Annotated in this window: 19 protein-coding genes and 2 pseudogenes; 10 read left to right on the top strand and 11 right to left on the bottom strand. The window is 50.5% G+C overall.

The genetic code is table 11. The features are described 5' to 3' along the window. Positions 1-3 precede the first annotated feature (3 nt). The 4 genes from ATG98_RS17300 to ATG98_RS17285 form a co-directional block, all read right to left on the bottom strand. A complete protein-coding gene (locus tag ATG98_RS17300) occupies positions 4-2,112 on the bottom strand; it encodes an AAA family ATPase (protein WP_098423948.1) in 2,109 nt (702 codons plus the stop codon). 159 nt (positions 2,113-2,271) lie between these two features. Continuing rightward, on the bottom strand, positions 2,272-2,784 hold the full coding sequence (locus tag ATG98_RS17295) for an opioid growth factor receptor-related protein (protein WP_098423947.1): 513 nt from the start codon (positions 2,782-2,784) through the stop codon (positions 2,272-2,274). A gap of 46 nt (positions 2,785-2,830) precedes the next feature. Then, complete coding sequence (locus tag ATG98_RS17290) at positions 2,831-3,844, bottom strand: helix-turn-helix transcriptional regulator (protein ID WP_098423946.1); 1,014 nt, start codon at positions 3,842-3,844, stop codon at positions 2,831-2,833. Positions 3,845-4,461: 617 nt separating this feature from the next. Next, positions 4,462-4,689: a hypothetical protein gene (locus ATG98_RS17285; RefSeq protein WP_143751489.1), complete on the bottom strand. Its 228-nt coding sequence runs from the start codon at positions 4,687-4,689 to the stop codon at positions 4,462-4,464. Positions 4,690-5,097: 408 nt separating this feature from the next. Here ATG98_RS17285 and ATG98_RS17280 point away from each other — a divergent pair, with 408 nt between their 5' ends. Both ATG98_RS17280 and ATG98_RS21640 read left to right on the top strand, forming a co-directional pair. Then, a complete protein-coding gene (locus ATG98_RS17280; RefSeq protein ID WP_098423944.1) occupies positions 5,098-5,298 on the top strand; it encodes a hypothetical protein in 201 nt (66 codons plus the stop codon). A gap of 940 nt (positions 5,299-6,238) precedes the next feature. Beyond that, complete coding sequence (locus ATG98_RS21640; RefSeq protein ID WP_143751487.1) at positions 6,239-6,652, top strand: hypothetical protein; 414 nt, start codon at positions 6,239-6,241, stop codon at positions 6,650-6,652. On the opposite strand, the gene ATG98_RS17275 is transcribed toward ATG98_RS21640, so the two are convergent. Further along, positions 6,624-7,220: a hypothetical protein gene (locus ATG98_RS17275; protein WP_098423943.1), complete on the bottom strand. Its 597-nt coding sequence runs from the start codon at positions 7,218-7,220 to the stop codon at positions 6,624-6,626. The two genes, ATG98_RS21640 and ATG98_RS17275, sit on opposite strands and share 29 nt — an antisense overlap. 145 nt (positions 7,221-7,365) lie before the next feature. Here ATG98_RS17275 and ATG98_RS17270 point away from each other — a divergent pair, with 145 nt between their 5' ends. The 3 genes from ATG98_RS17270 (at position 7,366) to ATG98_RS17265 (ending at position 11,569) form a co-directional block, all read left to right on the top strand. Further along, complete coding sequence (locus ATG98_RS17270) at positions 7,366-7,893, top strand: hypothetical protein (protein ID WP_098423942.1); 528 nt, start codon at positions 7,366-7,368, stop codon at positions 7,891-7,893. A gap of 83 nt (positions 7,894-7,976) precedes the next feature. Next, positions 7,977-8,165, top strand: a complete 189-nt coding sequence (locus tag ATG98_RS23045) for a hypothetical protein (protein ID WP_179888193.1) — start codon at positions 7,977-7,979, stop codon at positions 8,163-8,165. 518 nt (positions 8,166-8,683) lie between these two features. Next, complete coding sequence (locus tag ATG98_RS17265) at positions 8,684-11,569, top strand: plasmid replication protein, CyRepA1 family (protein WP_098423941.1); 2,886 nt, start codon at positions 8,684-8,686, stop codon at positions 11,567-11,569. A 1,343-nt stretch (positions 11,570-12,912) separates the two neighbouring features. On the opposite strand, the gene ATG98_RS23040 is transcribed toward ATG98_RS17265, so the two are convergent. Continuing rightward, positions 12,913-13,023, bottom strand: coding sequence for a group II intron maturase-specific domain-containing protein (locus tag ATG98_RS23040; RefSeq protein ID WP_218925889.1), 111 nt, complete (start codon positions 13,021-13,023; stop codon positions 12,913-12,915). Between the two features lie 1,343 nt (positions 13,024-14,366). On the opposite strand from ATG98_RS23040, the gene ytfE reads away from it, so the two are divergent. Both ytfE and ATG98_RS17245 read left to right on the top strand, forming a co-directional pair. Further along, entirely contained in the window at positions 14,367-15,065 is a 699-nt protein-coding gene (ytfE, locus tag ATG98_RS17250) for an iron-sulfur cluster repair protein YtfE (RefSeq protein ID WP_098424482.1), read from the top strand. Between the two features lie 58 nt (positions 15,066-15,123). Next, entirely contained in the window at positions 15,124-15,423 is a 300-nt protein-coding gene (locus tag ATG98_RS17245) for a thiol-disulfide oxidoreductase DCC family protein (protein ID WP_098423939.1), read from the top strand. A 69-nt stretch (positions 15,424-15,492) separates the two neighbouring features. Here ATG98_RS17245 and ATG98_RS17240 read toward each other — a convergent pair. Further along, a pseudogene (locus tag ATG98_RS17240) lies at positions 15,493-15,624 on the bottom strand (transposase); the annotation flags it as partial. A gap of 20 nt (positions 15,625-15,644) precedes the next feature. On the opposite strand from ATG98_RS17240, the pseudogene ATG98_RS17235 reads away from it, so the two are divergent. Further along, a pseudogene (locus ATG98_RS17235) lies at positions 15,645-16,734 on the top strand (RNA-guided endonuclease InsQ/TnpB family protein). A 205-nt stretch (positions 16,735-16,939) separates the two neighbouring features. On the opposite strand, the gene ATG98_RS17225 reads toward ATG98_RS17235, so the two are convergent. From ATG98_RS17225 to ATG98_RS17210, 4 genes are read right to left on the bottom strand one after another with little or no spacing between them, the layout of a single operon-like run. Next, positions 16,940-19,210 carry a heavy metal translocating P-type ATPase gene (locus ATG98_RS17225; RefSeq protein WP_098423937.1) on the bottom strand — a complete coding sequence of 757 codons (2,271 nt, stop codon included), beginning with the start codon at positions 19,208-19,210 and terminating at the stop codon, positions 16,940-16,942. A 1-nt stretch (position 19,211) separates the two neighbouring features. Beyond that, positions 19,212-20,000 (bottom strand): c-type cytochrome, encoded by a 789-nt coding sequence (locus ATG98_RS17220; protein WP_098423936.1) that lies wholly within the window; start codon positions 19,998-20,000, stop codon positions 19,212-19,214. 8 nt (positions 20,001-20,008) lie between these two features. After that, complete coding sequence (locus tag ATG98_RS17215) at positions 20,009-20,614, bottom strand: cbb3-type cytochrome c oxidase subunit II (RefSeq protein ID WP_098423935.1); 606 nt, start codon at positions 20,612-20,614, stop codon at positions 20,009-20,011. Then, a complete protein-coding gene (locus ATG98_RS17210) occupies positions 20,611-22,227 on the bottom strand; it encodes a cbb3-type cytochrome c oxidase subunit I (protein ID WP_098418319.1) in 1,617 nt (538 codons plus the stop codon). Before ATG98_RS17210 ends, ATG98_RS17215 begins: the two co-directional genes overlap by 4 nt. A gap of 453 nt (positions 22,228-22,680) precedes the next feature. On the opposite strand from ATG98_RS17210, the gene ATG98_RS17205 reads away from it, so the two are divergent. Both ATG98_RS17205 and iscB read left to right on the top strand, forming a co-directional pair. Next, entirely contained in the window at positions 22,681-23,694 is a 1,014-nt protein-coding gene (locus ATG98_RS17205; RefSeq protein ID WP_228706182.1) for a cytochrome P450, read from the top strand. 357 nt (positions 23,695-24,051) lie between these two features. Further along, positions 24,052-25,395 carry an RNA-guided endonuclease IscB gene (gene iscB / locus ATG98_RS17200; protein WP_098423934.1) on the top strand — a complete coding sequence of 448 codons (1,344 nt, stop codon included), beginning with the start codon at positions 24,052-24,054 and terminating at the stop codon, positions 25,393-25,395. Positions 25,396-25,421 lie beyond the last annotated feature (26 nt).

Here is a 25,421-nt window from a genome sequence, read left to right as displayed (position 1 = left end):
TATTTACTGCACAAACCCAATCGGCTGACCAATTACACCGTCAATCTGCTGATCCTGTTCTGCCTTAAGCGCCTCCAACAGCCGCTCTGTGCGCGGTTTGAAACCTCGTAACCGAAGATGCTGAACGGCTGCCCGCACCAGGCCTGGCGTCAGGTACTCAAATTGAGCAAGTTGATCAGGTCGCAACGCTTGAGCTTTGTCCTTGTCCATCACGCAGGCTTCGATGAGCTCTTTCAGTTGGTCGGTACTCAAGTAGCCAAACCCTACCTTGAGCTGGAAACGGCGCAGGATGGCTTTGTCCAGACTGTCGAAACGGTTGGTGGTCGCCAACAAAACGCCTTCAAATCGTTCCAGGCGAATCATGAACTCATTGACTGCGCTTACCTCCCAGCTGCGATCAGCCATGCCCCGGTTGTAAAGAAATGTGTCAGCCTCGTCCAACAGCAAGACAGCACCGGTTCTTTCGGCCTTGTCGAACATCTTGGCGATATTCTTCTCGGTCTCACCAACGTACTTGCCCAAAAGGTCGCTTCCGGACTGTAGCATAAAGGGCTTTTCCAGCCGCTTGGCCAGCTCCTGTGCATAGGCGGTTTTACCGGCGCCGGGCGGGCCATACAGACAAATCTTGGCCGCTCCTTCTTTGCGAATCAGGCGTTCTACGTTTTTCAGAGTCGGCTTGGTGTTAATCCATTCCAGCCGGAATTCGGGAAAGTCCTGTGTTGGCTTTCGTTTCAGTAACGGTGCGGGCTTGCGTTCTCCCATGACAGACAGGCGCTGGTGAATCAGGGCCTCCAGACGCTGCTGGTTACGGATGATCTGTCGTGCCGGCATGTACTGCGCGACGTCTAACAGATTTTTAGCCAGCGCGGGGGTCATCCAGGAAGTGCGGGCCGCTTCTGATATCCAAGCCTGACTAACAGGCAGCGCAGACAGGTCGCGCTCAAGCTTTTCGGCCTGCTGATCTGTGCCGGAGCCCTGCACTTCAAAGATGAAGTCAAAGCGGCGTAAGAAGGCCGAATCCACCTCACTGATGTTGTTGCTGATCCAGATCGCAGGCGCCTGGTTTTCTTCCAGTAATTGGTTGAACCAGCCTTTTGCAAGATCGTTCGCTTTACGGAAGGCGTCTTCCATTTCATCGAACAGCAATATGGCACCCAGGCGGTCTTCCAGAAACATCTGAGCCAACTTGGCTGCATCCAGTCGGACGCGGCCGGTCATGGCACCAGAGCCATCGTCTTTGGTTGGCACTTCGTACAGAGGGGCCGACAATTTTTCGGCCATGGCGCGGGCCAGCTGGGTTTTACCAGTGCCCGGCTTTCCATAGAGCAGGATATTTTTACCTCTGCCCTTGGTGGCGAGCGCATTCTGCAAATAATCTAGCATCAACTGCAGTTCCGGTACGCCTTGAAATTCCGCGATCTGATGTTGGGCGCCTGGCCCAGGCGGACACACATGGCGAAATAGGATTTGTTCAATGTCGCTTTCGCTTTGGCCTTTCTCGCCATCAGAAGTAGCCTGTACCAACTGGCCAAGCAACGGGCCGGCCTCCACCAAATCCCAGATATCACTGCCTCGATTGGCCGCCTCAAGCAAGCGAACCTGGCACAGCATCGAATCGTCTTCAAGCGCTCGGGCGACCATGCGAGAAGATTCACGCAGAGTCCTGGACAGTGCACTCACAGAATTATTGAACTCGTTGATTTCAAGTTCCCGAAGCACTGGCTGAGCCTGCGGGTGTTTAAGCAGCAAAATTGCATAAACCAACAGCTTGGTCTCAACCAGGCTGGGTTTTAAGAGCTTCACCAGGCTTGCCAGTAGCGGTTCGAAAGACAGTTTTGGACTGCCTTTAAGTGAGGACGTAAGTGCCTTTTCCCGCTTGCGTATGATGCTCCGATGCGCTCGTGTGCCCAGCGCATCGGCGTCTTCCGGCGGTTTGATACCGAGAAACACCAAACTTTCTTCGGTGTTGAACAAGCTCAGGGTATTTTCATACGCAGGGGTGAGATAAAGCCTACAAAGATAAATCTGAAGCAGCTTCAGGTCGTCTTTGGACGCGGTCGTTTCTTTATTCAGCTCACGGGATTCGTTGATAAGTTCTTTCCACAACAGCATAGGCGGGCCTCCAGAATCGATACAAGTATTCTACGCCCTGACTGCGACATGTATTGTCGCTTTAAGGATATTGGAGGCAACATTCTGCGGTATTATCTGAGCTTTAAAGCCTTGCCCTGCTGGCTTTGCCATGAACTTGATCGTCTCGGACAAAGCGCATTACTCAGTGGCTTTGCGCCAATAGTCACAGGTCGCTTCGCGCACATACCCGCGAGTTTGGCCATGAGTCATAGCGGCAGTCTGGAACTGTTCCGCAAGTTCGGGCTGGTGGCAGTAATGCAGGCTGCGAATCATCCGGGTAATTCGCAGATGATTGTGGCCGCCTGCTTTCAGCCAGATATGGTCTTGAGGATTGAGGTCCGGCGCTGGCTCGATGACCGTGCCGTTTCGCTCAAGCCCAAAAAAAGCGAGCATGCGGTTGAGTGAAAGGGACTGCTGTTCGCGGAGCTTTGGATTTTCCCCAAAACAGGCGCGTGTGCCACTGTCCAATACTGGAGCAAAGCCATTGAACCTGCCGGCTTCCGGAATGGGGAATAACCATTGGATGTAATCATGGGTGTGTTCCAGCCAGAAGTTCTCCAGTGCCAGAACGTCGTGGATAGTTCTTCCTTTGTGATCGGTGCCCTCACCAAGCGTGAACAGGACCAGTCGATTGTCTGAGAGCTCGGCCATTTACCCCTCCTTCTTCGCCCTGAATAGTGCCCGGGTACCACACTGTTTAGGCACTGTCGGTTGGGGCACTTCGAACACGCTCCAGGCCCTTCGCGAGCGTGTTTTCAATCTCATCTTTCAACCACCGAGGTTTCAGAATGTCGCAGTGAGTCGCCTGCGCCACTAACCACCAGCGCAGATCCTGTGTATCTCCCACCGTTACGGAGATTTCAAAGGTATTTTCGTTAATCTTCACCGTCATCTGGTCAAGGCCTAACGGTGACTCAATGAGATGATTTAGCGATGGCTTGTCACAGCGGAGTTTCAGGAACACTGGCTCATTGGATTTCAGAATACCCATGGCGCCAGAGTGAATGTAAAGATCCAGATCAAAGTCATCCGGTCGTTCTATTTGCTCCTCCATGAGCTCTCCAGCGGTGGCTCGGTGTAAGACCAGCTGTCGCACCCCCTCTCGACCGTCAATGGTTCCGATCAGATAAACATTCGGGTCTCGGAAAATCAGCCCGAATGGATGGACAACGATGTCTTCTGGCTGCGGCCAATTGCGAGCCTGATAAGTTAACTTGCACTGGTGTTCTCTCAACACAGCTTCCGTCACCGTTTCCAGAACGTCGGCATCAATGGCAGGCCGCTGTCCGCCCAAGCCACGACTAATCACCCTCACTCGGTTCGGCCATTGACCAAGGGGGCTCTTCTCTCGCGCCAATGTGCGATGCGCCTCATCGAAATGTGGTCTTAGGTGCGACAGGGCCCTTTGGGGAAGCATGGGCGTCAGATACGCCTTTGCCAACTCAAACGTCAGCGCAGCCGCCAAATCCAAGGCCGGAATGATGTCCACGGTGGCATCCCGGTCGAACGACCATAGAAAAGGCCGTTTAGTTTCATCGACCTGAAGTGGAAAAAATGCACTCAGCTTTTCCAGATCCCGCTGAAGTGACCGCATAGTCACGATAAAATCGTGTTCAGTCAGTCGCTCTGCCAGCTCTGTGGTGGTAATAGACTTCGGATGGCGTGGCACCATTCGGAGCATGGTGAGGTATCGGACGGCGGTGTTAGACATAGCGGATTCCTTGCCTTGATCAATGCTTTCAATTGCGACTTAGACTGTCGCCTTACTCTACTTAACAACGGGCAAAGAGGCCACATCGGCATTCGGTATTAGCAGCCTGCACCTGATGATTAGTGGCGGTCTCAACCTAGCAGGCTGACGTCACTGGCAAAGATGTAATGCCCGCCCCAACCAGCTTTCAGAAAATTAGGAACTGCCTTTGCCGCTTACGCAGTAATATTTTCACATCAATGATCACTGTTTAAAAATATCACTAGCTCCAGCGCACGCAGCCTCAATACTAAAAACTCAAGCTTGTGGTTTACTTATTCGGGAGGCGCAAGGAATTCTGCACGCCAGTCAGCCCAAGCAATTTTTGCAGGAAGTTTAAGTAATTTTTGGCTGTATTGACTGCGTAATGGTCTGTTTTTGGTAGACGGACGTCAGAACCAGTGGACATAGATAAACCTGCAGGAACTTCAGATCATCTTTGAATGTAGCTCGGGTAAGCTCGCATTCTTCTTGCATTAGGAAACTGATAATCCGTCGCGAATCGCCGTACGTTACACGAATTTTAGCGATTCTTGGACAATCCGCTTCACGAAGAATTCATGACATTTCTAGTAGTGCTAAGACTCTTTTTTAGCAGGGCGTAAAACCCCATTTTTTTCTAAGAAATCGTTTAAATTTTCACCCGGTACACAGGGAGCTAAATCAGCTGGCATCATTGCACAAATAATAAACCGCTTGATGAGATGCTCAACACTAATCCCGTTAAGACGGGCCTGAATCTGGAGTTCGTCGATGATCAGTTCTCGCTCATCAAACTCGATAACAAAACGAATGCTTTTTTTCACGCCCATTCCTCTTTAAAAACGCCATGAATTATTCTAATCTTGGCGATGATGTCGATTATAAACCAACTCTCAATTGAATGAATCTTAATCGACATTGCCGAGATAACTATTTTCTTGCTGCTAATGGAACTTGTAGTAAGATAGCTCCATATAGCGGCCAGTCGGCGGTGCCAAAAAACACCGACAGCACGTCACGTAGAAAACCTCCTTGCGGGGACGTGCAATTTTTACTTATTATAACATCCAAGTAATAAGCTTTATAACGTAGTCTGCTTGTTACTTGCAGCTCTATTTTTTTAGTGTAATTTAAAATCAGGTCATGGATGGAATTTCTTTAATAATTAGCAAAGAATTTTAACGACAGACCTTTGACAATTCATCTAACCCCCGACCAAAAAGAGAAACCCAATGAATAACATTCATGAATTAGCAAAAAAGGTAATTGATGCTGCAGAATGTTCAGATCAATTTCATGAGGTCGAACTAACTATTTTGATTCGCACTCATGACGGCCAACGTTCCGATTTTATTCGCTTACAATCAGAGCGCAACCTAGAACCCATAAATAATAAAAAACGATCTAAATCCGACCATCATATTGAATTTTAATAATTGGGCACTATTAACTTGGGCGGCATCGCTCAGTAAAACCCAGGCATTCCTAGGACCCGACTACTTTCTGAATATTCTGAGCTATATGATCCGCGAACTCTGGTTTAGCGTTGATTCCATGCTGAATAGCAAATTCAGGTTCTCCCTTGCTTAGGATTGTACTCGCAAACGGTGCACAACGGCTCTAGGTTGCCTTAACTGTCAGTCTGTAAGCAAATCCTCGCGTGATAAAAAAGTCTCAACCTGAGGCCGCACAGAGTCGATTCAGGGTGAATACTATTGACTAATGGATCTGCTTACAGCGCGGGGCTAAAAGCTCATGAAATACTGCTATCCAATTTTAAAGATGGGGCTATTAGCCCATTCGTTGGCGCGGAGTCAATAGCTATAAATCTACTGCATATAATCTAATCCGCTATGCAACTATGTTAACGGCGCTCGATTGCGGTCAACCGACGTGGCCCTCTCTGGCAACCTCAGGTTATTCGCGGCCACACTACCACTGCACTCTCAATTTTCTATTTAGGAAATCATGCCCGTGCTTTACAAAACCTATCTATGAACCTGACCCCCCGGTCATGCACATATGTGCGGCACCTCCCCTATATATCCTAACTTACTGTGCGTGCCCCCCCCCCCCCGAATTTGGTTTTTAGAAATGCGTAAACGCTAGCATTCCCTTGTCGTGACCAGGGGCATAGGGACAACTCCCCTTTATCACACGTCAGTGCCAGTTTTAAACCGACCCATCCTATTCATGATCATACTTTCTCGTAGCTCCAGTCCGACTGAATGCCTCGTCGAGGCACTTCGATTAGGACGAAACGTACAATCACTTAAACTATTTCCAACAGTCATTAAAAGGAGCTATTAAATTGAGTATTGCTATTTTTTTGATAGGAGGAATTATTGGTGGGTTATTCGGCCCTTTTGGTTTTTGATCGGGGCTGATTTTGGTTTAGTAATTGTTAACATCGCCTTTGAAATCGATGATGAAAATCTTAATTCTAGTCATGAATCGAGTGAACTTTTCAGTAATGATAACTTCCAACGTATGGGTGGTGATACCCGTATCAATCCTGCTACTGGCCTTCCAATGACTGGTGACAGTGTTGGAGGCTTTGATATTGAAGGCAACCCTTTTGGCACCGATCTCAGCTCAAATGGCGTTTCGATTACTTCCAGTTTCGACGCGATAATGACTTCGATAACTTGCCCATCACCGATTCAACCCTATATGTTTCCCATTACACTGAAGGGTCAAGTTACCTATCCTATCTTGACCACAACCCCCCCTCTTGTGATACAGGGCAGCCTGTATCTTAACGGTCTAAACCAAGCGACTTCCTGAGCCTCGTGCGATCAGTTTCTGTGAAAATTTTTGCTGGAGGAAGCGGGCCACCGAGATCAGCGTCAAAACCATTTTTTTGCCCTGATTTAGAATTTTCATCAAAGCTAGCTTTTAGCTCTCGGGCCCCGGTGATACCCATGAGGGCGTTCTGAGCCTGACTGATCTCTAAAAGTTTCTCGTTAATTTTTCGGACAATAGAAAATTGCTTCTCAGCGTGTAAAACTGCCTTTTTCTCAGATTTTTTGCAGCCTGGGAAAAACGATTGTGGAATTTTATTTTCTACCGTCAATGAGGTAGCTATGGGTTCTGAGTAACGACTTGATCCGTTGTACCTTCTCCAGCGAATCACGACAGAGGAAGCGCCGCGTTCAACACTGGGCACGTAAGTCCAAAACTGGAACCGTGAGTCGTTATTTTTATTAAACTCTCTGTCCTGTTTATATTCATCAACGATTGATTCGGCAATGCCCATCATATAACGGATTATAGAATCAAAATCATCAGACCGACGATCATTAAGGTTAATAACTTGGCACCTTAAGTAATGCCAGCGAAGCTCCACGCTCATAATACTCTCCAACTTTTGATTTTATAGTATACACCACCAAATAAAAGTAAATATTTCTCTAAACGCCAAAAGTTCGTGTTTAGACGAGCCCTATTGTCTTTACAATCATGTAAAATTGATAAAAATTCAAAGCAGGAATATTAAAATGATACTTAGTGCTTATGGTGAAGATCTTGAAATGTTAGAGTCCATTAATAATGGCATGCTTGAACACCCATTGGTCGGCAGAGTGAAAGTCGTGGAGCTGAGTCCTGGCCGTAATTTTTATGTTGCTGAAGACACAGATCGTAATTTTTTGTTTTATTTCATACCCTGCTATACAGAAGATGACGCTTACAACATGGCGCAGACCGGTGTGCCAGTTTTAGACTTAGATAAATCTTATGGTTTATTGGGGGCTGATGAACAGAAAAACTTCGTGTCGCATATGAAATACGGGTTTTATGAAAACTCTCTGGTTGATTATATTGTCGTTCGAATTGATCAAATGTCGATTGACGCAAGCTGCAACCAACGCCTTCCATTTAAATTTTATCGTGCGTATATGCCTGTTTTGAAGCCACATGAATATGAGTTGATTAAAAACGGAATACGGCCTTCCGTAAATATTACAATCAATACGACGACAGCAACCATTCACTGCTTCGATGACGACTTGGAGTTTTCTTCGTAGGTTTCCAGGTCAAAAATAATCGCGCCTTCATTGTCCGCCTAAAACTAGCTGTCGCCATGATCAGGTGACCCCTCCTTAGGCGGATGAAAAAAGCGCGTATTATTTTACGTTTTGCTCTTTCAGGAGAGAAAACGCCCAGTTTTGCCAGCGCCGGCAACAACTCAGGTCTAGGAGCACTATGGATTGAGGCGGACGAAACAGGCCGTGAACGCCCGGGGTTATTTAGTAAACCGGCGAAAGGCGCGGTCGCTGATGCGCGAGGCAGACGTTAAAGCCCGGTACGGGAGGAAGTTTAAGGTAAATACAGACAGCGACTACAAAAAGCTAACTCACCCTCTCCTTTCGACCAGACCAAGCCCCAGATTGGGACCGTTATCAAACCCGCTCGTCAACGCTTTCGTTTTATTGTGCCTGTCTACACTACGGAAGTTTTGTAGTAAGTTCCCCAAAGTTGGACATTGCGACTAGTCCGTAAAAGTGCGAAAGCAATGCCGTAGTCTTGTGTAACCTGAACTTCCGTGCAACATGGCGGCAAGAATTCAAACGCGACCCTGTAAATCAGCGCTTACAAAGCCCCTCTGCCGGACATAGGCGAAATTATAACACCGAGTCTTCTAGCCGACAGACTAAGACGGACAGAAGCGGTCACAGGTTTACTCCAATTCTGCCCCAACGAGCAAAAAAAATGTCGTTCTTCGTGTAATTAACGATTTACCGAAATTAGCCGAAATTGCCAAGTGCTGTTTTTTCGTAATCTAGTTGCTCCCATTTCAAAAGGAGCACTATCTATATGTTTAAACTTACAGATTTCGTTATGTCGCCGCTAAGCGACACTTTGGGCATTAAAACAGCGCTTTACTGGAAACAGACTCGATCTGCACTCACGGAGTCAGAGCACTTTTATCTCCGGGCAATGGGTATCGATCCTAAGCATCTGGATCTTCGAATCAGTGACGACCATAAACTGGTCATCCCGTTGATGGCGGGTGACAAAAAAGAGATCGTCAATTTCATGCTGATCCACGAGGATGGCACAAGCGCGCTATTGATTGCTGATAGCAAAACTAATGTCCTTCACTCGGTGATTGATGGGTGTGACGAAGGCGGCAGAATATTTTGCGCTGACTTTGCAACCGCATGGGCAGTTTGGCGAGCGACCGGCCGCTCAGTGATCATTGTTTGGGATTCAGGACAGCTTAAGCGAGTATTTAACAATCTGGCCACACAGCCAGGAGACTGTATCGCTGTCGATAATCTGAATGAGGGTTCAACGAACTCTAACGTTCTCAATCGTAAACCAGGTCAGAACAGCGCTATCCGCTCCGCAATAGAGACTGGACTACCGTTTTATCTATCGAAGCCCGGCGCTAGTTTTTCCGCAATGGGAATTGAGCAAACTCAGGAAATATTTTCGAAACCTCCTGTGTCGGATTTGCCCATTCTGGACGTGCACAAACTAGAACGCATCGAGTTAGGCAGCGCGTCCTTTAAAAGTTCCTGGTTTGATAAACTCTCGCAAGCCACAGACCCAACCAATGCCGCGTCACTTGTGTGGAGTATCTCAAAGCGCCTTCTCGGCGGCGTACCAAAAACCATGAGTCTAGAGGAGCATCGACAACATCTCGAAGCTGTTATTAAGGAACCAACAGTTCATCCAGTAACCATGGACAGAATTTTTAAGCAGCTTGAAAAAAAACTCAATATTCGTCGTGATTTGGCGCTGACGCATGTTCGGCTGCCGTCTGGAGTAATCGAAAGTCATAACTATGAGGCACACCCCTGCGGAATTCCGGTTCTGAATGATTATGATTGGCGGGGAGTAATCATAATCCGTGCGCCAATGGCCAAAGGGAAAACTCAGCTCGTTGGCAAACCATTTGCAGCATGGGCCGCAGCCGCTGGAGAGTGCTTTGTCGCAATCTGCCACCGAATTACCCTGGCTTCAGAGCTGGAAAAACGCTTAGAACTGCAAAGCTATCACGATTTTAAAGCGGAAGCGGACCCGAAAAATGGGCTGGCAATATGCCTACCATCGATTACTCTCAAGGCCTACAAATCGGTGATCGAAAAGACACGAATGGTGTTCATCGACGAAATCTCACAGGTTCTTCGATTCCTGCAAAATAGAAGGTACTGCAGTAACTCCACGTCGACAAACGAACAGGTTTACGAGCAACTAAAAACGCTGGTGGCGCGTGCGACCTGTGTCGTCGTCGCCGACGTAAATATTGACTCTCGAACTATCAAGTTTCTCCAAACCTGTCGACCTGGCGAGAAATTTCGAATTATCGATGTTCCTCATCCAAAGAAGGCGGGGATCCAGGCGGATTACTATAGCGGAAGTGATGCGGTGGCCCATATTGCCTGCGAGGGTCAGGCAGAACTGGAGTCAGGAGGGCGAATTTGGATAGCTGCAGAGGCAAAAACGTCAACAGTTGAATTAGCGAAAATATTCAGCAACGCCGGATACAAGACCCTTGCAATACACGGGGACAACAAGGGCAGCCCTCGCCAAAAGAGATTCTTGGCTAACATTGAAGCTGACAGCCTTCGATACGATGTTGTTATCGCATCCCCAGTAATCAGCTCTGGCATTTCTGTCGAACACAAGCAGGTTCCAGAGCATCAACGGTTCACTCTTGGGCTGTATGTGGGAGGCGGTTATACTACGACTCCATCGGAGGCATTCCAGCAGCTCCGACGTGTGCGGTATCTAAAACATCACATTATTGGCATGAGGCCGGGTCCACGCAAAGGTATTGGATTGACGGCCGATGCGCAAATCCGTGCTGCCGAAGCAGCATGCGCTCTGGAGGAATGCACAACTCTATCAACAGATTTTGACCATTTTACTGCCGATATTATTACTCAAGATTACGTTGCACGGCAAGATTTCGCAGCGGGGCTACTTTGGCAGCTCGATGCAGCCGGATGGGTTCTCAGGCGTAGCTATAACAAATCAGATGCTGAAAAAACGAGTGCGCACAAAAAAATTGTGTCAGATTCTCGTAAGGAATATGTCGCGGCCCTCATATCGGCTCCAATTTTGAATCAAAGGCATGCCGCCAGGCTCCAGCGTACACGCCATCGCACTGAAGCCCAGAACATAATCATGGATGCCCACTTTTTGCGATCAACATTGAACATAGGCAATGAGCCACTAACCGAGCAGATCGTTCTTTTTTGGGACCGCGGCCGCGGTGTCGGTAAACTGGACCTGTTTGATTCTTTCAGGGGTATAGTTCCACCGCAGGCTTCATCTGATGAATCACTTATCAGCCGTAACTATCCGATTGCGCGAGCTAAAATGCTCAGCTGGCTCTTTGCAGGTATAGATATGGAATACGGTGTTGATAGGGACTCGGCACAGACCGTGATCGACAAGTTGGTGCAACGATCACCGCTGATTAATTTCTTGGGAATAGCCCCTTTAATGAACGGAAAACGCGAATATCCTGTAAGAGATGTCAGTGATATTTTTCAAAAGATGGGAGTGAAACTGGTGACGTCCAGAAAACGGGTCAAAACCCCCTCATTCGGTGACCAGAAAAAAGTAACCAAAGGAAATCCAATTAAGCGCTTTTACCAAATCGCACCTGCGGACTTCGAGAGGATGGAGCGTTTGGCGAATCTGCGCAATCAGCAGCGAGCAACCGAGCAATTTGAGATCGTGTAGGACCAGTTAGCCGGTATACTGAAAATCGAATGTATAGATATACCCGTAACGGGTAATTGTCCGTCCCACCTTAACGGCAACGACGAGCAGCAGCAGTTCAAGCCGTCACCAAATACGAAAGTACTTTTAGCGACGGCTGAACTATTTACTGCACCGCTTTACTGCACCGCTCTGGTTGAATGGATGCTTATCCAATTGCTCTTGTTGGCTTCTAGCAGAAAACAGGCACCTGGCTGTCTAGACTCAGTTCCCTCACGAACGAAGAATTACTGCTGAAATATGTAGGCCTCGAAAATGGACAACGTATGCGCGGCTCGTAGCATCTATCTATCTTCAAAGCCAAGCCGCTTAAGGCTCTGTAAGGCTTTGCCACATTCAATTGAGCGATGTCGAAATCCACATGACAATGCAGACTGCAAACTGGTTACGCCGGCTACAAAGCCTAGATATTTACCATCCTCAAACCTTCTTTCATACCTTAGCACGCTGAATAGTGGCGCAGAGGTTGTATTGTCGTTAGTCCGGGTCAAGGGGAAAAAGATCGGAATTTTCTTTGTCGCAAAGACCTAGGGTGAAACCAAACCAATGGCGGAATGCAATAATTGATGACAATCATTTCCAGCAACGCATAATCAAGCATTTGCCCGGTTTGATCCGTGCAAGGTCTTTTCCCACGTTTTTCTAAACGGCCCGCGTATATAAAAACGAATCCGGTCAAGCCCCCTATTTTGGGCACGTTAATATGGCACAGGATTTCTTGCTCAGGCACAGTCAACGTCATAAATCTAAAACTGCAGTTGACCGGAAACTACCAATTCGATCAAGACATTGACCTGGCCGGGATTTTTTAAAGACCCCAGCCATGTGACATCGTTGAAGTGTGCTCAAATCATTGACAGTAGTTCCCTTTCTACAATGATCCCAACCCGTTAGGTGTGACACATGCCCGTTTATTTATTAAAGTATATATGCCAATGTGTCACACTTCAGTCTGGGAAATGACGGTCGGTTTCAACTCTGGGCCGCGGGTCAATCATAAATGCTGAAGGCAAGGAACGGTCTCAGCGAATCCACCCAAAGCTCTGATACAATAGTCAGCTAATACCGGGCATTAGTTAAACAGGGATTCAAGTTGCTACGACGATGAGTCCCTACCAAAGAATGAGTTGCGGGATGAGTCAGCCGGGGAACTGCCCCCTCAATTGCTCTCAGAACCCGGCGTGAACCTCTCAGCTCACCGGGCTCCCATTGCTCCAACCGAAAATGCACCACGCCCGCACCAATGTGCGAACATTTTTGGCTGCTTCTGCATAGCCCATCGAATGATGGCGCGATCAAGATGATCAGCTACAGGTTGAAACTCTGAACCGACAATAATAATTGATCCACCCTCGTACACGTAGCGCTAGCATCTGGGCTAGCTGATCCAGTGACAGTTCACTTCGGTGGGTCAAATGCCATCATCGTATCGACTGGCGCATGGTGGTCATCGCTTGTCGACTCACTGCTGGAGTAAACCCCAGCAAGGGTCTGCCGTTTCGTTTCGACTAACCGTGCGTCCTGGCCGGAATGTGTAGCCAAGAAAATCGAATTGAATTTGCTCATCACTCTCGCAGATAGCCTGCTTCGTCTTCGCTGCGGCAGTGCAATATGCCCTCGTCAGCATACCTTGACGAGGGCGTGCGCGGTATCGATCGCGATGGTCAAGTGATCTCCATTAACTTTACTGCTATGGAGTTGGTGGAGGCATTGTTAACAGGTTCGAATCCTGTCTTCCTCAGGTGGACTCCCAATTTCTTGAAAAGTAAAGAAATAACGCGGCTAGTATCTTTGCCTGCAACGTGAATCAGCATCGTAAACCTGAACTGTCGCTATACGAACGTTGCAATATGGAGTTCATAGACCTAGAAATCAGATCTTCTTCCCAGTGGTCAGGAACGGCCCTGTCGTCAATGTTTTTTGGCTAGGCACGGGTAAATACTGCATTTAAAATGCTGACGAAGATCTCTTCCTCGTCAAAGCTGTCTGTGTCTTGACAAACGCACCTAGACTCCGGGGCCAACTTGCAATAAAGCAGCTTTTTTTGAGTCTCTATCCGCAAGATAATATGTTCGAACCATGCCGGAAAATTCTCAAACATTATTCTTCATTTTTACCAGGATCGACATCTGAACCGCAAGGCAATGCGACCTGACCTGCACCTAAACTGGTGAAAAAATAGAAACCTAACTATATGATTTAAAACAAAAGAAAAATACCGCAATGAGCGATAAATCACATCAATTTAATATCTTAAACTATTGTTTTATATAACTTAAAACCCTCCACTTAGGCAGGACTGCAACTCCGTTAACGCCGGTTCGATTCCGACCCGCGCCTCCATTTTATCGGTACATCAAAAACTTCTATTTTGTAAGTGTGACTCCGATTTTTTAGTGGCTCAATTAACCGATAGCAATCCACTATCGCTTTTGTCTCATGGTTATCCTTCTCGGTTTTACTCCGCATCACGCATTCTTTTGTCAGTCTTTTTTGCGAAGGTCAGAAACGCGATAACGTTCTGCTCTGAATTTCGCGTGGTGCCGTTGCCGTTCTAACGACGCAACCTTGACCAAATTCAGTTGACCACTTCAATCCGGGCCCCAGAAGACACACCCTATAAAAAGTATTTAATATAAATCTTAAAGGATGTACTCTAAGCTTAATCTTTAATCAGATGAGCAATGGCCCGATACGTCACATCACCGGGGCGCAGCAGAATCTGAAACCGATTCACGCAAACCGGAGGTATGAAGCCATGAATCTACTGGACCAATCTATGGGAAATATTGCCCGGGACATTCCCGGTGCAACAGCGGTCCTGCACCGCTTTAAATTGGATTTTTGTTGCGGTGGTGCACGCACGTTGCGGAGCGCGGCGGAAAAGAAAGGCCTTAATACAGCAATCCTTCTGGCCAGTCTTGAGCGCCTTCAACAGCGTGATGAACCGCAGGACATTTGGGCAGGTACCGACCTGCCCGGGTTAATTGAACACATCCTTACGAGCTACCACGACGTCTACCGAGAGCAATTGCCCGAGCTTATCCGCCTGGCACAACGCGTGGAGCGCGTTCACGGTGGCCATCCGGAATGCCCGGCCGGACTAGCCGCACATCTGGAAACGTTGGCACAGGAATTGGAAGAGCACATGGCCAAGGAAGAACAGATCCTGTTTCCAATGCTCACCCGTGGTGTGGACAGCATGGCCGTTTATCCGATCCAGATCATGCGTGCCGAGCACGACGATCACGGCAAAGCACTGGAACGCTTGGACAGTCTGACCCGTCACTACAACCTGCCGGACCGCGCCTGCAACACCTGGCAGGCGCTCTACAAAGGGCTACAGACATTCCGAAGGGATCTGATGGACCACATTCACCTGGAAAATAACGTGTTGTTCACTCAAGTAGATGGTCAGCAAGGTGGGGCAGCCAAGAGCTCGAACCCATCAATGTGAGCGACGAACTTCCAGTGAACGTTCGCGTTCTGCTCATCCAGGAGATGCGGAGAGAGTTATGGAGGATAATCAGATCGTTATTTTTGATGGAATATGCAACTTCTGCAACGGAGCGGTAAATTTCATCATTAAACGAGACTCTAAAGCCGTTTTTAAATTTACTCCAACGCAGAGCAAAATAGCTCAGGACCTTTTATTAAAGCATCAAGTTCCTGAAGTAGGTTATGACTCTTTTGTTCTGATAAAAAATGGACAATCCTTCTTACGCACCAACGCTGCGCTTGAGATAACAAAAGACCTTGACGGTTTCTGGTTTATCGGAATGCGCGGAAAACCTCGGCCTTCAGGCCGGGGATGAATAGCGCGGACACCGCAGGTGTCCCTCTCGTGAGCAAAATTCTCATTCCGGCGTTTGCTGCTGTTCAAAGAAGATACCGCGCAGGTCATCAATAATCTCAGCCGTGAACACGCCGCGACGATATTTCGTCACAAATACCAAATGAACGTGCATCCTAAAAACGCAATACCGCCCGTGCCTAATATCATTGTTTTTTTCCATGGACCAACCATAATTGAGCTATGAAACGCCTTCAAGCATTCAAATTTCAGATTGAGCCAAACGGTGAGCAAATCCGCGCCATGCGTCAGTACGCGGGTAATGCTCGCAAGATTTGGAATTTGGCTTTGAATCGTCAGCAAGGGCTACATACGGCCGGTGAAAAATTCACCAACAGCTTTGGCATGAATAATTGGCTGCCAGCGTGGAAGCAGGAATTCTCGTACTTGTGCGACTCTCCCTCACAAACACTACAACAAGTCACAAAAGACCTGGCCGCTGCGTACAAGAACTTCTTTGAGAAGCGTGCCGATTTTCCACAATTCAAGAAAAAAGGTAGGTCGTCAGACAGCTTTCGCTTTCCGCAAGGTTTCGAGATTGACGAAGCCAATCGACGTATTCGACTCCCAAAGCTAGGCTGGATTCGCTACCGCAAGAGCCGTGGCATCCTCGGACTGGCAAAGAACATCACCGTTTCCTGTGTGGCTGGCAAGTGGTACGCCAGCATTCAGACCGAGCGCGAAGTTGGGCAGCCAATACATCCATCAACGTCGATAGTCGGCCTCGATGCGGGCATCACGCTATTCGCGACGCTCTCTGACGGCACGATGTTCGAGCCGGTCAATGCGCTGCGTACCCGCGCTGCGAAGATGGCAAAGTATCAGCGACGCATGAGCCGCAAGGTCAAGTTCAGCAGCAATTGGAAAAAGGCAAAGGCCCGTATCACCCAGTTGCATCAACGGGTTGCTCATACCCGCAATGACTTTCTCCACAAGACCTCGAACATCATCAGCAAAAACCACGCGGTGGTCGTCATCGAAGATCTGAACGTCACGAATATGAGCAAGTCAGCAAGCGGCACACTTGAGGCACCAAGGCGAAGCGTAAAAGCCAAATCCGGCCTGCGGTCATATTTGTGCAGAGAATTGCAAGACTCAATCGCAATTCGACTGTGTCGAATGTGGGTATGCTGAAAATGCAGACCTCAACGCCGCCATCAATATTCTAAGGGCAGGTCATGCCCGGTTAGCCTGTGAAGTGAACGGTGCGGTAATGCCGTCAGCAACAGGAACCCACCGAAGCGACTCAGGGATGGCTCAATGCCACGCCTGAGCGCAGTAGGAATCCCCGTCCTTCAGGGCGGGGAGGATGTCAAGTTCGGAGCCTTTAAAATCGTACCTGCTGTTGTTCGGGATTATTTTTACAGGATTCTTGCCCGGAACCGTTACACATTATTTGGCAAACGAGCGACGTGCATGATGCCGAAAAAAGAAGTGCGTGACAGGTTTTTAACATAAAAAATCTGCAATCGGACGGCCTACTGAACGGCTGAGGCCTTACTGTTCGGATCATCGCCAGACACCTCCTTCTGCATACGCAAGCTGTTAAGCAGAACACACACGCTGCTGAGTGACATGGCAATGGCCGCAATAACGGGCTGGACCCAGCCGATTACGGCTAGTGGGATCACGACAGCGTTATAACCTACTGCCCAGAACAGGTTCTGGTGCATAAGCTTTCGGGCTCGTCGCGCGAGCTGTAGAGTGGCAGGCACTTTGGCGATGCTCTCGGTCAGGTAAACGGCCGCTGCTGCACCGGCGACGGACGAGGCATCACCTACAGCAATACCAAGCCTGGCGCCCGCGAGGGCAAGGCCATCGTTGAGGCCGTCACCTACGAATACCACATTAGCCTGCTCCTCGATGGTTTCGATAAAACGGTGCTTCTGTTCGGGTGAATAGCCGGAAAGCACATGTTTGGATGAAATACCAAGGCGTTCGGCCAGCTCAAGGCATGCGTTGCGCGTATCGCCGCTGAGCAAGTAAATGGTAAAACCCTGGCGTGTCAGCTGATGGATAGTAGACGCAGTCTCCGGCCTGAGTGTTTCTTTAAAACCGATTTTACCGGCATAGATTCCGTTGCAGGCCAGGTAGACGCTCATTCCGGTGTCTTCGGTTGATGGTACCTTAACACCTTGTTTGCAGAGCCAGTTCGCTTGCCCGGCCAAAGCGGTATTCATGCCGTTAGTCCAGCGCGTGCCCGCGCCTGCAATACTTTCACGCGTGCCGTCGGAGGCCGCTACAAGCCCAAATTCTGTATCCGCCGCAAGCCCCTTAGCGACCGGGTGCGTCGACTCTCTGAGAATGTCTCGTGCGAGTTGCAACAGACTGCTCTCGGTCCATTGTCCGGCCGGCGTGATCGTGTTCACGCTGGGCACACCGGTGGTCAGAGTGCCGGTCTTGTCGAAGACGATGGCCCCAACCTTTGCTGCAGCCTCCAGTGCAGCGGGATCCCGCAAAACGATGCCGCGGCTGACCATATTGGCGTGGCCCATGGTGATCACCAGCGGAATGGCGAGACTAAGGGCACAGGGGCAACTTATGATCATGACGGCCAAGCCACGGGCTGCCGCTTCCGGGGCAGAAACGCCTTGAAAAAAAGCCAAACCCACGGCCAGGGCGGCCGCAGTCACGATGACCGGCAGCAGGATTCGGGCAATCCGGTCGGTCAGTCGCTGCAAGGTGGTTTTGCGGCTGAGCAGAGCGCTGATGGACCGCGATAAGCGGTCGATCCGGCGTTGGCCAATAATGGCGGTTACGGTTAGTTCGAGCTCACCTTCAACCAATTGGCAGCCTGCAAGCAGCTCATCCCCTGGCCCGAGCGATTGCGGCAGGTGCTCTCCCGTCAGCATGGACAGGTCGGCCTGACCATGCCCCCGGAAAACGTTTCCGTCCAATGCCAACTGGTCACCGGCCTGGAGAAAAATGCGTTCGCCAGCGCTAACATCCTTGGCCAGGCGAGTTTCGAGCTTGCCGTCAGAAGCTTTTACGGTCACTAGCTCGGGCACATCTTGAAGGTAGCGTCGAATGATCTCCGAGGCACGCCGGCGTACGCTGGTATCCAGCAGTCTTGCGATCAGCTGGAAAGTGATCAGCATAACGGCCGCATCGAAGTACACATGGTGGCTGCCGGAAAAGAGCTGCCAGGTTGAGATGATACAAGCCGAAAAAACCGCCAGAAAAATCAAACTGTCGAGGCCCGGTGCGCCGGCAATCAGCGTGCGCCAGCCAACGCGGTAGAAGTGAGATCCGGAGTAAATTACAACGGGCACCGCGAACAGACCGCTAGCCAAAGCGAGCGGCCACAGAACCTCCGGCTCTGCCGCTCCGAACGGTGCCAGATAAATCAACAGAGCCGGCATCATGCTCCACATGCCGAAGACAACCGCCACCGCCAGTCGTCTTTGGAGGTGCTTGCGCACGGACTCTGCCTGGAACTTGCTCCGTTCAGGGTCAACCGAATCGTGCAGGCGATAACCCAATCGGGCGACGGCCTGCTGAAGGTTGGCAAGCCGGGGCTTCTCCCTGTCCCAGCAAATCATGGCGACGTCGGCTGCAAAATTAACCGCCGCATCACGAACGCCCGGTTGCTTTTTTAACAGAGCTTCTACGGCAATGGCACAACTGCCACAGCGCATCCCCTCAACCATCAAGATTTCCTGGTGCCCGGTTTTGTAATGCTCGGGGTCCCTGTGTCTGGGGTCCCGGTCCAGAGATTCCTGTGCTGTGTTTACGTTATCGGCGGCCATCTCAGGGTTTCCCGAAAACCTTCGTTAGCTCTTCTGCTGACCATTCCTTACGGTCACCGAAACGTTCTCTATGTTCGGTGACCGCGCCCGGGCTGATCGCGCTCGCGTCATTGCCCCATTGGCTGCGTGCATAACTCAATACAGCCGCCAGTTCCGCATCGGAAAGTTGGCCGCCAAACTTGGGCATAACACCCTGGAACTGATTGCCTGCAACTTCAATTTTCCCCTGCAGACCATCATGGACGATAGCGACAGGAATGGCTGCGTCGGCCAACATCCATTCGCTTCCAGCTAAGGGTGGAAAGGCGCCCGGTATGCCCTGTCCGCTTGCCTGATGGCAGGCGCTGCACTGGGCGCTAAAAATGGCCGCGCCATCCGGTTTTGCGCTTGCTGTGAGGCTGTCAGAGGCCGGACCTTCTGAGTTCGCAGTGTTTGACATTTCTTGATCCGACGCGCGTGACGAGCCCGAATTCGAAGCGTCTGATTTATCTGTGTTCGGCGCAGTCGGGTTTACCGGGACTTCAGCGCTGTCAGCGTTTGCAACATTATTAGATTCCATAGCGCTATCAGCGCTTGCGCCGTCTGCCGGCCTGGATTCCTGATGCTCGGTTATAACGGGTGTGCGGCTGTCACCACCCAGCAATGGCTTGCCAATCTGCCAGGCGTAGTAGCCAACGCCCCAGACAATCAGGATGGCAATCCAGACGAATACAACTTTTGGAGCGGCGCGAGTGCCCTCTTCCGGTTCAGCAGATTCCCGGTTTTGGGCGCGATGATCATGCTCGTTCATAGCGCTCGTTACTCCTTGGAGTTATCGGCTTTCGGCAAGGTAGGTGCCGGATAAGTATGGTCAAGGGCAAGCAGATACTCGGCGAGTGCCAGCGCATCGTCGGTAGCAACAATCTGCCCGGATTCAGGACCAAAAGACGCCGGTAGGTAAACGACTTTATCACCCGCCTCAGCCTCATCCACATGGCGAAACAAAAAAGGATACGACGGCATAATGCTGTCTTTGTGGACCACTCTGGGGTTGTAAAGGTGCAGCAGTTGCCAGTCTATGCTGGGCAGCCGTGCGCCGACATTGAACAGATCAGGTCCGGTGCGCATGGTGCCAAGCAGGTGGGGCTGATCGTAAGCGTAGTCCCCGGGTACGGAAGGGCGCCCCCAGCCCCGATCTCTGTCTCCGGGAGCAAAACCCGGATCCCGCGGTTGCTGGCTATGGCAGTAAATACAGCCGTTCGCTATGTACAACTGCCGACCGCGCTGCTGCGTTTCAGTATAAGGCTTGAGATCAGGCGGAACCTGTTCTGCCGACATTTGCAGATACGGCATAACCACCAGGGTAAGCATGGCCAACAATAAAATAAGGGCCGCACCGACCATAATTGCAAGAGCACCTTTCATTGAGTGACCTCCTTAATAGCAGAACGAAAGAGTGTTGGTTGCTGATTGCCAATTCCACGATGCATCAGCATCGCAACAAAATGGAACGCAAACACCAGGTGCCCAAGCGTCATCAGAGCGCCACCTACCGTGCGGGCCTGAAGTGCCGGCATTGTCATTCGAACAATGTCCATGAACGGCATAGCCGCATCGAGCAAAGCCATACCCTGCTTCCAGCCAGCAATGCTCAACGACACCACATAAATCACGATGCCGACGCTCACCAGCCAGAAGTGCAGACTGATCAGCCTGCGCCATGGCCACTCCCAGTTGGTCAGGCGGGGCATGATGAAATAAACCGCACCAAAAAGAATGAAGCTCAGGAAGGCATACATACCCAGGTGCGCGTGGGCAATCGTGTAGTGGGTAAAGTGAGTGATTACATTAATGCTGCGCAGTGCTTCCATAGACCCCTGAAGCGAAGCCACCGTGTACATGAGAGCGCCGATCCACACAAATCGAAGTGTCGGCGAATCTTTAAGACGCCCAAAGTTGCCCATCATAGTCCCGTGGTGGTTGATGGCGACGGTAATAACCGGTATCGACATCATCACGCTGTGAACGATTGACAGAGTCACCAGCCAGGTCGGTATGGGGCCTCCAATAATGTGGTGAATGCCCACTTGGCTGTAAAACAAAGCTAAAGACCAGAAACCAATGAGTGATAACTGATAGGAAATGATCGGTCGACCAAGAATTTTTGGAATCATGTAGTAGGCGATACCAATGCCTATGGGAGTTACCCAAAGCCCGAGAACATTATGGGCAAACCACCAGTTAACGGTGGCGCCGGATGCGCCGGGAAAAGTAAAAGGCAAGTTGGCGATTAGAAACAGAATCGGAAACCACACCAGCGCCGCCATTAAGTACCAGCTGGTAACGTAAAGATGTTCGACCTGGCGGTTGGCCGCAGTTAAAAGCAACGGTATGGCGCACAGGGCACCCCCCACAACGAACAGGATGTCGATTTGCCATGGGAACTCAAGCCACTCCTTGCCATCGGATAAGCCTAGGATGATGGCCGCCACACCCAAAATCAGACCAATATTCCAGATAACAGCACCCAGAACAGCGTATTTTCCGCCTGCCAACGATGTCTTAAATAACCGGGGAATCAGAAATAACGCCACACCAATGCCTGCCATTGACGCCCAACCGTATGTAACTGCGTTTAGGTGAGCAGGGCGTATCCGGCCGAAGGTTAAAAACTCACTGGCCGCCAGAAATTCGGGGAGATGCATTTTGATGGACGACACCAAGCCGAAAAACGAGCCTAACACCAACCAGAAAATGGACGAGCTCAGCCACGTAAGCACGGCCGTTCGGGAAGATTGATCGGCGGTCCAGCGTGCTTTGATCGCGGCGGCCTGAGCTGTGTTTTCTCCCGTGAACGACGGGTCGGCAGGGCGTGCAGGGTCCTCACTGTGGCCCTCCTCGCCCGGCGAGAAAATACTGCGTGCGGCCTCCTGGCCATGGCTGAACTGATTGTTGGCAATAGACCAGATCAACAACAGCAAACCAACCGTTGAGAGCACGAAGGTAATGATCAGCAGAATGGCAATAGTAGGCGTCATAAACCGTCCTATTTGATTTATATCAGATAAATATTAGTAGATAAATACAGACACGTGTACAAATAATTGCAGCCTTAAAAGTGCTGTATTAACACGTTCTGGGGAGGCAACGAACACCCATCGCACGATAACGCTACCGAGATGGCTGAGCTATGGTGTCACGTGTTCTAGATCAAGTCCGGACCGCTGGCAGACGTTGGTGGCTGGTTCAGGTTATTGAATCTAGCACTAATTGATTAATCTTTAAGAAGACTATTTGGCCATCTGTTAGCCTGAAAACCGTTTTTCTTACGAGGATTTTCAATGGTCAACAGGCCCCGCGAACCAGACTGGAACCCCCGTGCAGGTAAGGTTTTAAAAGACCAGATACGCGCCTACGACACCATGCGTACACAGTGCCCGGTCGCCTGGAGTAACTACCAACACTGGACATTATTCAGGCATAGCGATGTTATGCAGGCGCTGGAAGATCACCAAACGTTTAGCAGCGTGTCGTCCAGCCATCTTTCTGTGCCGAATGGCATGGACCCGCCCGAACACACCCACTATCGCCAGGTGATCGAACCCTATTTTTCAGAACAGGCGATGAGCGAGTTTGAGCCCACCTGTCGGAACATAGCTCGTAATCTTGTAAACAGCCTGCCTAGTGGTGAAGAGTTTGATATTGTCGAACGGTTCAGCAGAGCCTTTGCGTTACAAATACAGTGCGCTTTTATGGGATGGCCCGACTCCCTCCATGAACCACTTCGTGAGTGGGTCTTGAAGAACCATCAGGCCACACTCGCCCGAGACCGCAAGGCCATGGCTGATGTTGCCCAAGAATTTGATGGCTATATTCATGAACTACTGGAGACCCGGCGGCAAGCCGGAGCGAACGCGCCAAGGGACGTCACCAGGTTACTGATGGAAGAAACCGTTAATGGTCGACCCTTAACCGATGAAGAGCTCACCAGCCTGATGCGAAACTGGACAGTTGGTGAACTCGGTACCATCAGCTCAAGCGTATCGATTCTGCTGAATTATCTGGCTGAACACCCTGACTTAAAAGAAAGCCTGACCAAAGAAACCTACAAAGTAGAGGATGCGATCGATGAAATACTGCGCATCGACGCACCGTTAATATCCAATCGCCGGATAACAACACGGGAAGTAAAGATGGGTACCAGAAAGATTCCTGCTGGCGAGAAAGTCACCGTTCTGTGGGCATCCGCCAATCGTGACGAGGAAGTATTCGGCGATCCGGATGTTTTTTGTCCCGAGAAGAACCGTGGCCAGAATCTGCTTTATGGTGCAGGTATTCATATTTGCCCTGGTGCACCTCTGGCCAGGATGGAACTCAGAATTCTGATTGAGGAATTTCTTCGCGGTATCGATACCCTGGAATTCGCGCCCAATGAGCTGCCTGAACGCGCAGTTTTCCCAACCGGCGGGTTCAGTTATTTACCTGTTGTTATTGGGAAGCGTTAAGGAACGGACTGGTAGCCCGACGGAAGCAGGTATAACATCCTCAACTCAACACTGTTCAATATCGAGCGGTCAACTACCCCGCCCTGAAGGACGGGGCTTGTAGAGAACACCCTGCAAGCCAGGTTGACCAGGGAAAGCGGACACCAACCCGCTACGTTTATCACAGGTCGCTAAGACCCACCGCCGAATGCTTCCTCAGTTCGGCGCTCTGGAAGACTGGGGTCACGCTGGCGAAAGGTAAAGCACCGAAGGTTTCAGTTGCCGCGCAAGCGGGAGCCGGTGGTAGACATTCCCGAGGGGAGAGAGGCTTCGGCCTCCGTCACAAGGCCCGTAAGGGCATTCATTGAAAGGAAAACGATGTCGGTCTTCGTACTGGATAGACGCAAGCAACCACGGATGCCGTGCACCGAAAAGCGCGCGCGGCTTCTGCTCGGCCGTAGGCGAGCCGTGGTGGTGCGTGCGTATCCGTTTACGATCCGGCTGAAAGACCGTGCCGGTGGCATCACACAGCCGGTCCGTATCAAGATCGATCCCGGCAGCAAAACCAGCGGGATTGCAGTGGTTCGAGAAAGCGGCCAGAAGCAACACGTTCTGGCGTTAATGGAGTTGGCTCATCGCGGTCGCCAGATCAGCAAGTCTCTGGAGCAACGTCGGGCGTTTCGCCGGCGTCGTCGCAGCCAGCTCAGGTACCGGGCACCCAGATTCCTGAATCGAACCAAGCCCAGGGGCTGGCTGGCCCCGAGCCTGCAACACCGGGTGGATACCACGAAAAGCTTGGTGAATCGGCTTCGATCTTTGGTGCCGGTTGAATCTATCAGCCAGGAACTGGTTCGGTTTGATACGCAAAAGATGGAAAACCCGGAAGTCAGCGGTGTCGAGTACCAGCAGGGCACCTTGCTCGGCTACGAGGTCCGCGAATACCTTCTGGAGAAGTGGGGCCGCGAATGCGCTTACTGCACCGGTAAAGACACCCCTCTTCAAATTGAGCATATCGACCCAAAAGCCAACGGTGGCTCGAACCGGATCAGCAACCTGACATTGGCGTGCCGGCCATGCAATCAGGAGAAAGGCAGGCAGCCACTTGCTGATTTCTTTGCATCGTCCAAGCGGCTGAAAAACCACCAGGCCAGGCTGGATCGCATCCTCAAACAGTGCAAAAAGCCCTTAAGAGACGCTTCAGCGGTCAACTCAACCCGGTGGGCATTGCATCAGGCACTGAAGCAGACGGGCCTGCCGGTTGAAGTAGGTACCGGCGGCCGCACCAAGTTCAATCGTCGGCGACTGAACATTCCTAAGACACACGCGCTGGATGCGGCTTGCGTCGGAGAAGTCGAGATCGTAGAGGGTTGGGACGTTCCAACCTTGGCGATCAAAGCCACCGGGCGCGGCAGCTATAAGCGCACACGCTTAACAAAGCACGGCTTCCCCCGCGGCTATCTGATGCGCCAGAAGCAAGTACAGGGGTTTCAGACTGGCGACATGGTGCGAGCCATTGTGCCGACAGGCACGAAAGCTGGCACCTGGCTAGGCAGGGTTGCCGTTCGCAAGACCGGCAGTTTCAACATCCAGACATCGGGCGGTGCCATACAAGGCGTCTCATATCGGCATTGCACATTAACCCAACGAGCGGATGGCTACGGCTATCACATCCAACCCAACCAACGAAAGGAGGAGGGAGACAGGGAAAACGAGTCGCGCTGAGGCACGACGCGCTATCCCTCCCCGAC

The organism is Marinobacter sp. LV10R520-4 (assembly GCF_002563815.1).
In the GTDB taxonomy this organism is placed as follows: Bacteria; Pseudomonadota; Gammaproteobacteria; order Pseudomonadales; family Oleiphilaceae; genus Marinobacter.
The sequence above is the reverse complement of the archived record's forward strand: the minus strand, read 5'-3'. Positions and strand labels throughout refer to the sequence as shown.

What these genes read in the sequence shown, in the direction of transcription:
- ATG98_RS17210 (WP_098418319.1), bottom strand. Translation starts at nt 22,227, where the DNA reads ATGACGCCTACTATTGCCATTCTGCTGATCATTACCTTCGTGCTCTCA.
- iscB (WP_098423934.1), top strand. Translation starts at nt 24,052, where the DNA reads ATGTCGGTCTTCGTACTGGATAGACGCAAGCAACCACGGATGCCGTGC.
- ATG98_RS17225 (WP_098423937.1), bottom strand. Translation starts at nt 19,210, where the DNA reads ATGGCCGCCGATAACGTAAACACAGCACAGGAATCTCTGGACCGGGAC.
- ATG98_RS17275 (WP_098423943.1), bottom strand. Translation starts at nt 7,220, where the DNA reads ATGAGCGTGGAGCTTCGCTGGCATTACTTAAGGTGCCAAGTTATTAAC.
- ATG98_RS17290 (WP_098423946.1), bottom strand. Translation starts at nt 3,844, where the DNA reads ATGTCTAACACCGCCGTCCGATACCTCACCATGCTCCGAATGGTGCCA.
- ATG98_RS17295 (WP_098423947.1), bottom strand. Translation starts at nt 2,784, where the DNA reads ATGGCCGAGCTCTCAGACAATCGACTGGTCCTGTTCACGCTTGGTGAG.
- ytfE (WP_098424482.1), top strand. Translation starts at nt 14,367, where the DNA reads ATGAATCTACTGGACCAATCTATGGGAAATATTGCCCGGGACATTCCC.
- ATG98_RS23045 (WP_179888193.1), top strand. Translation starts at nt 7,977, where the DNA reads ATGAAAAAAGCGCGTATTATTTTACGTTTTGCTCTTTCAGGAGAGAAA.
- ATG98_RS17300 (WP_098423948.1), bottom strand. Translation starts at nt 2,112, where the DNA reads ATGCTGTTGTGGAAAGAACTTATCAACGAATCCCGTGAGCTGAATAAA.
- ATG98_RS17245 (WP_098423939.1), top strand. Translation starts at nt 15,124, where the DNA reads ATGGAGGATAATCAGATCGTTATTTTTGATGGAATATGCAACTTCTGC.
- ATG98_RS17270 (WP_098423942.1), top strand. Translation starts at nt 7,366, where the DNA reads ATGATACTTAGTGCTTATGGTGAAGATCTTGAAATGTTAGAGTCCATT.
- ATG98_RS17280 (WP_098423944.1), top strand. Translation starts at nt 5,098, where the DNA reads ATGAATAACATTCATGAATTAGCAAAAAAGGTAATTGATGCTGCAGAA.
- ATG98_RS17220 (WP_098423936.1), bottom strand. Translation starts at nt 20,000, where the DNA reads ATGAACGAGCATGATCATCGCGCCCAAAACCGGGAATCTGCTGAACCG.
- ATG98_RS17265 (WP_098423941.1), top strand. Translation starts at nt 8,684, where the DNA reads ATGTTTAAACTTACAGATTTCGTTATGTCGCCGCTAAGCGACACTTTG.
- ATG98_RS17215 (WP_098423935.1), bottom strand. Translation starts at nt 20,614, where the DNA reads ATGAAAGGTGCTCTTGCAATTATGGTCGGTGCGGCCCTTATTTTATTG.
- ATG98_RS17205 (WP_228706182.1), top strand. Translation starts at nt 22,681, where the DNA reads ATGCAGGCGCTGGAAGATCACCAAACGTTTAGCAGCGTGTCGTCCAGC.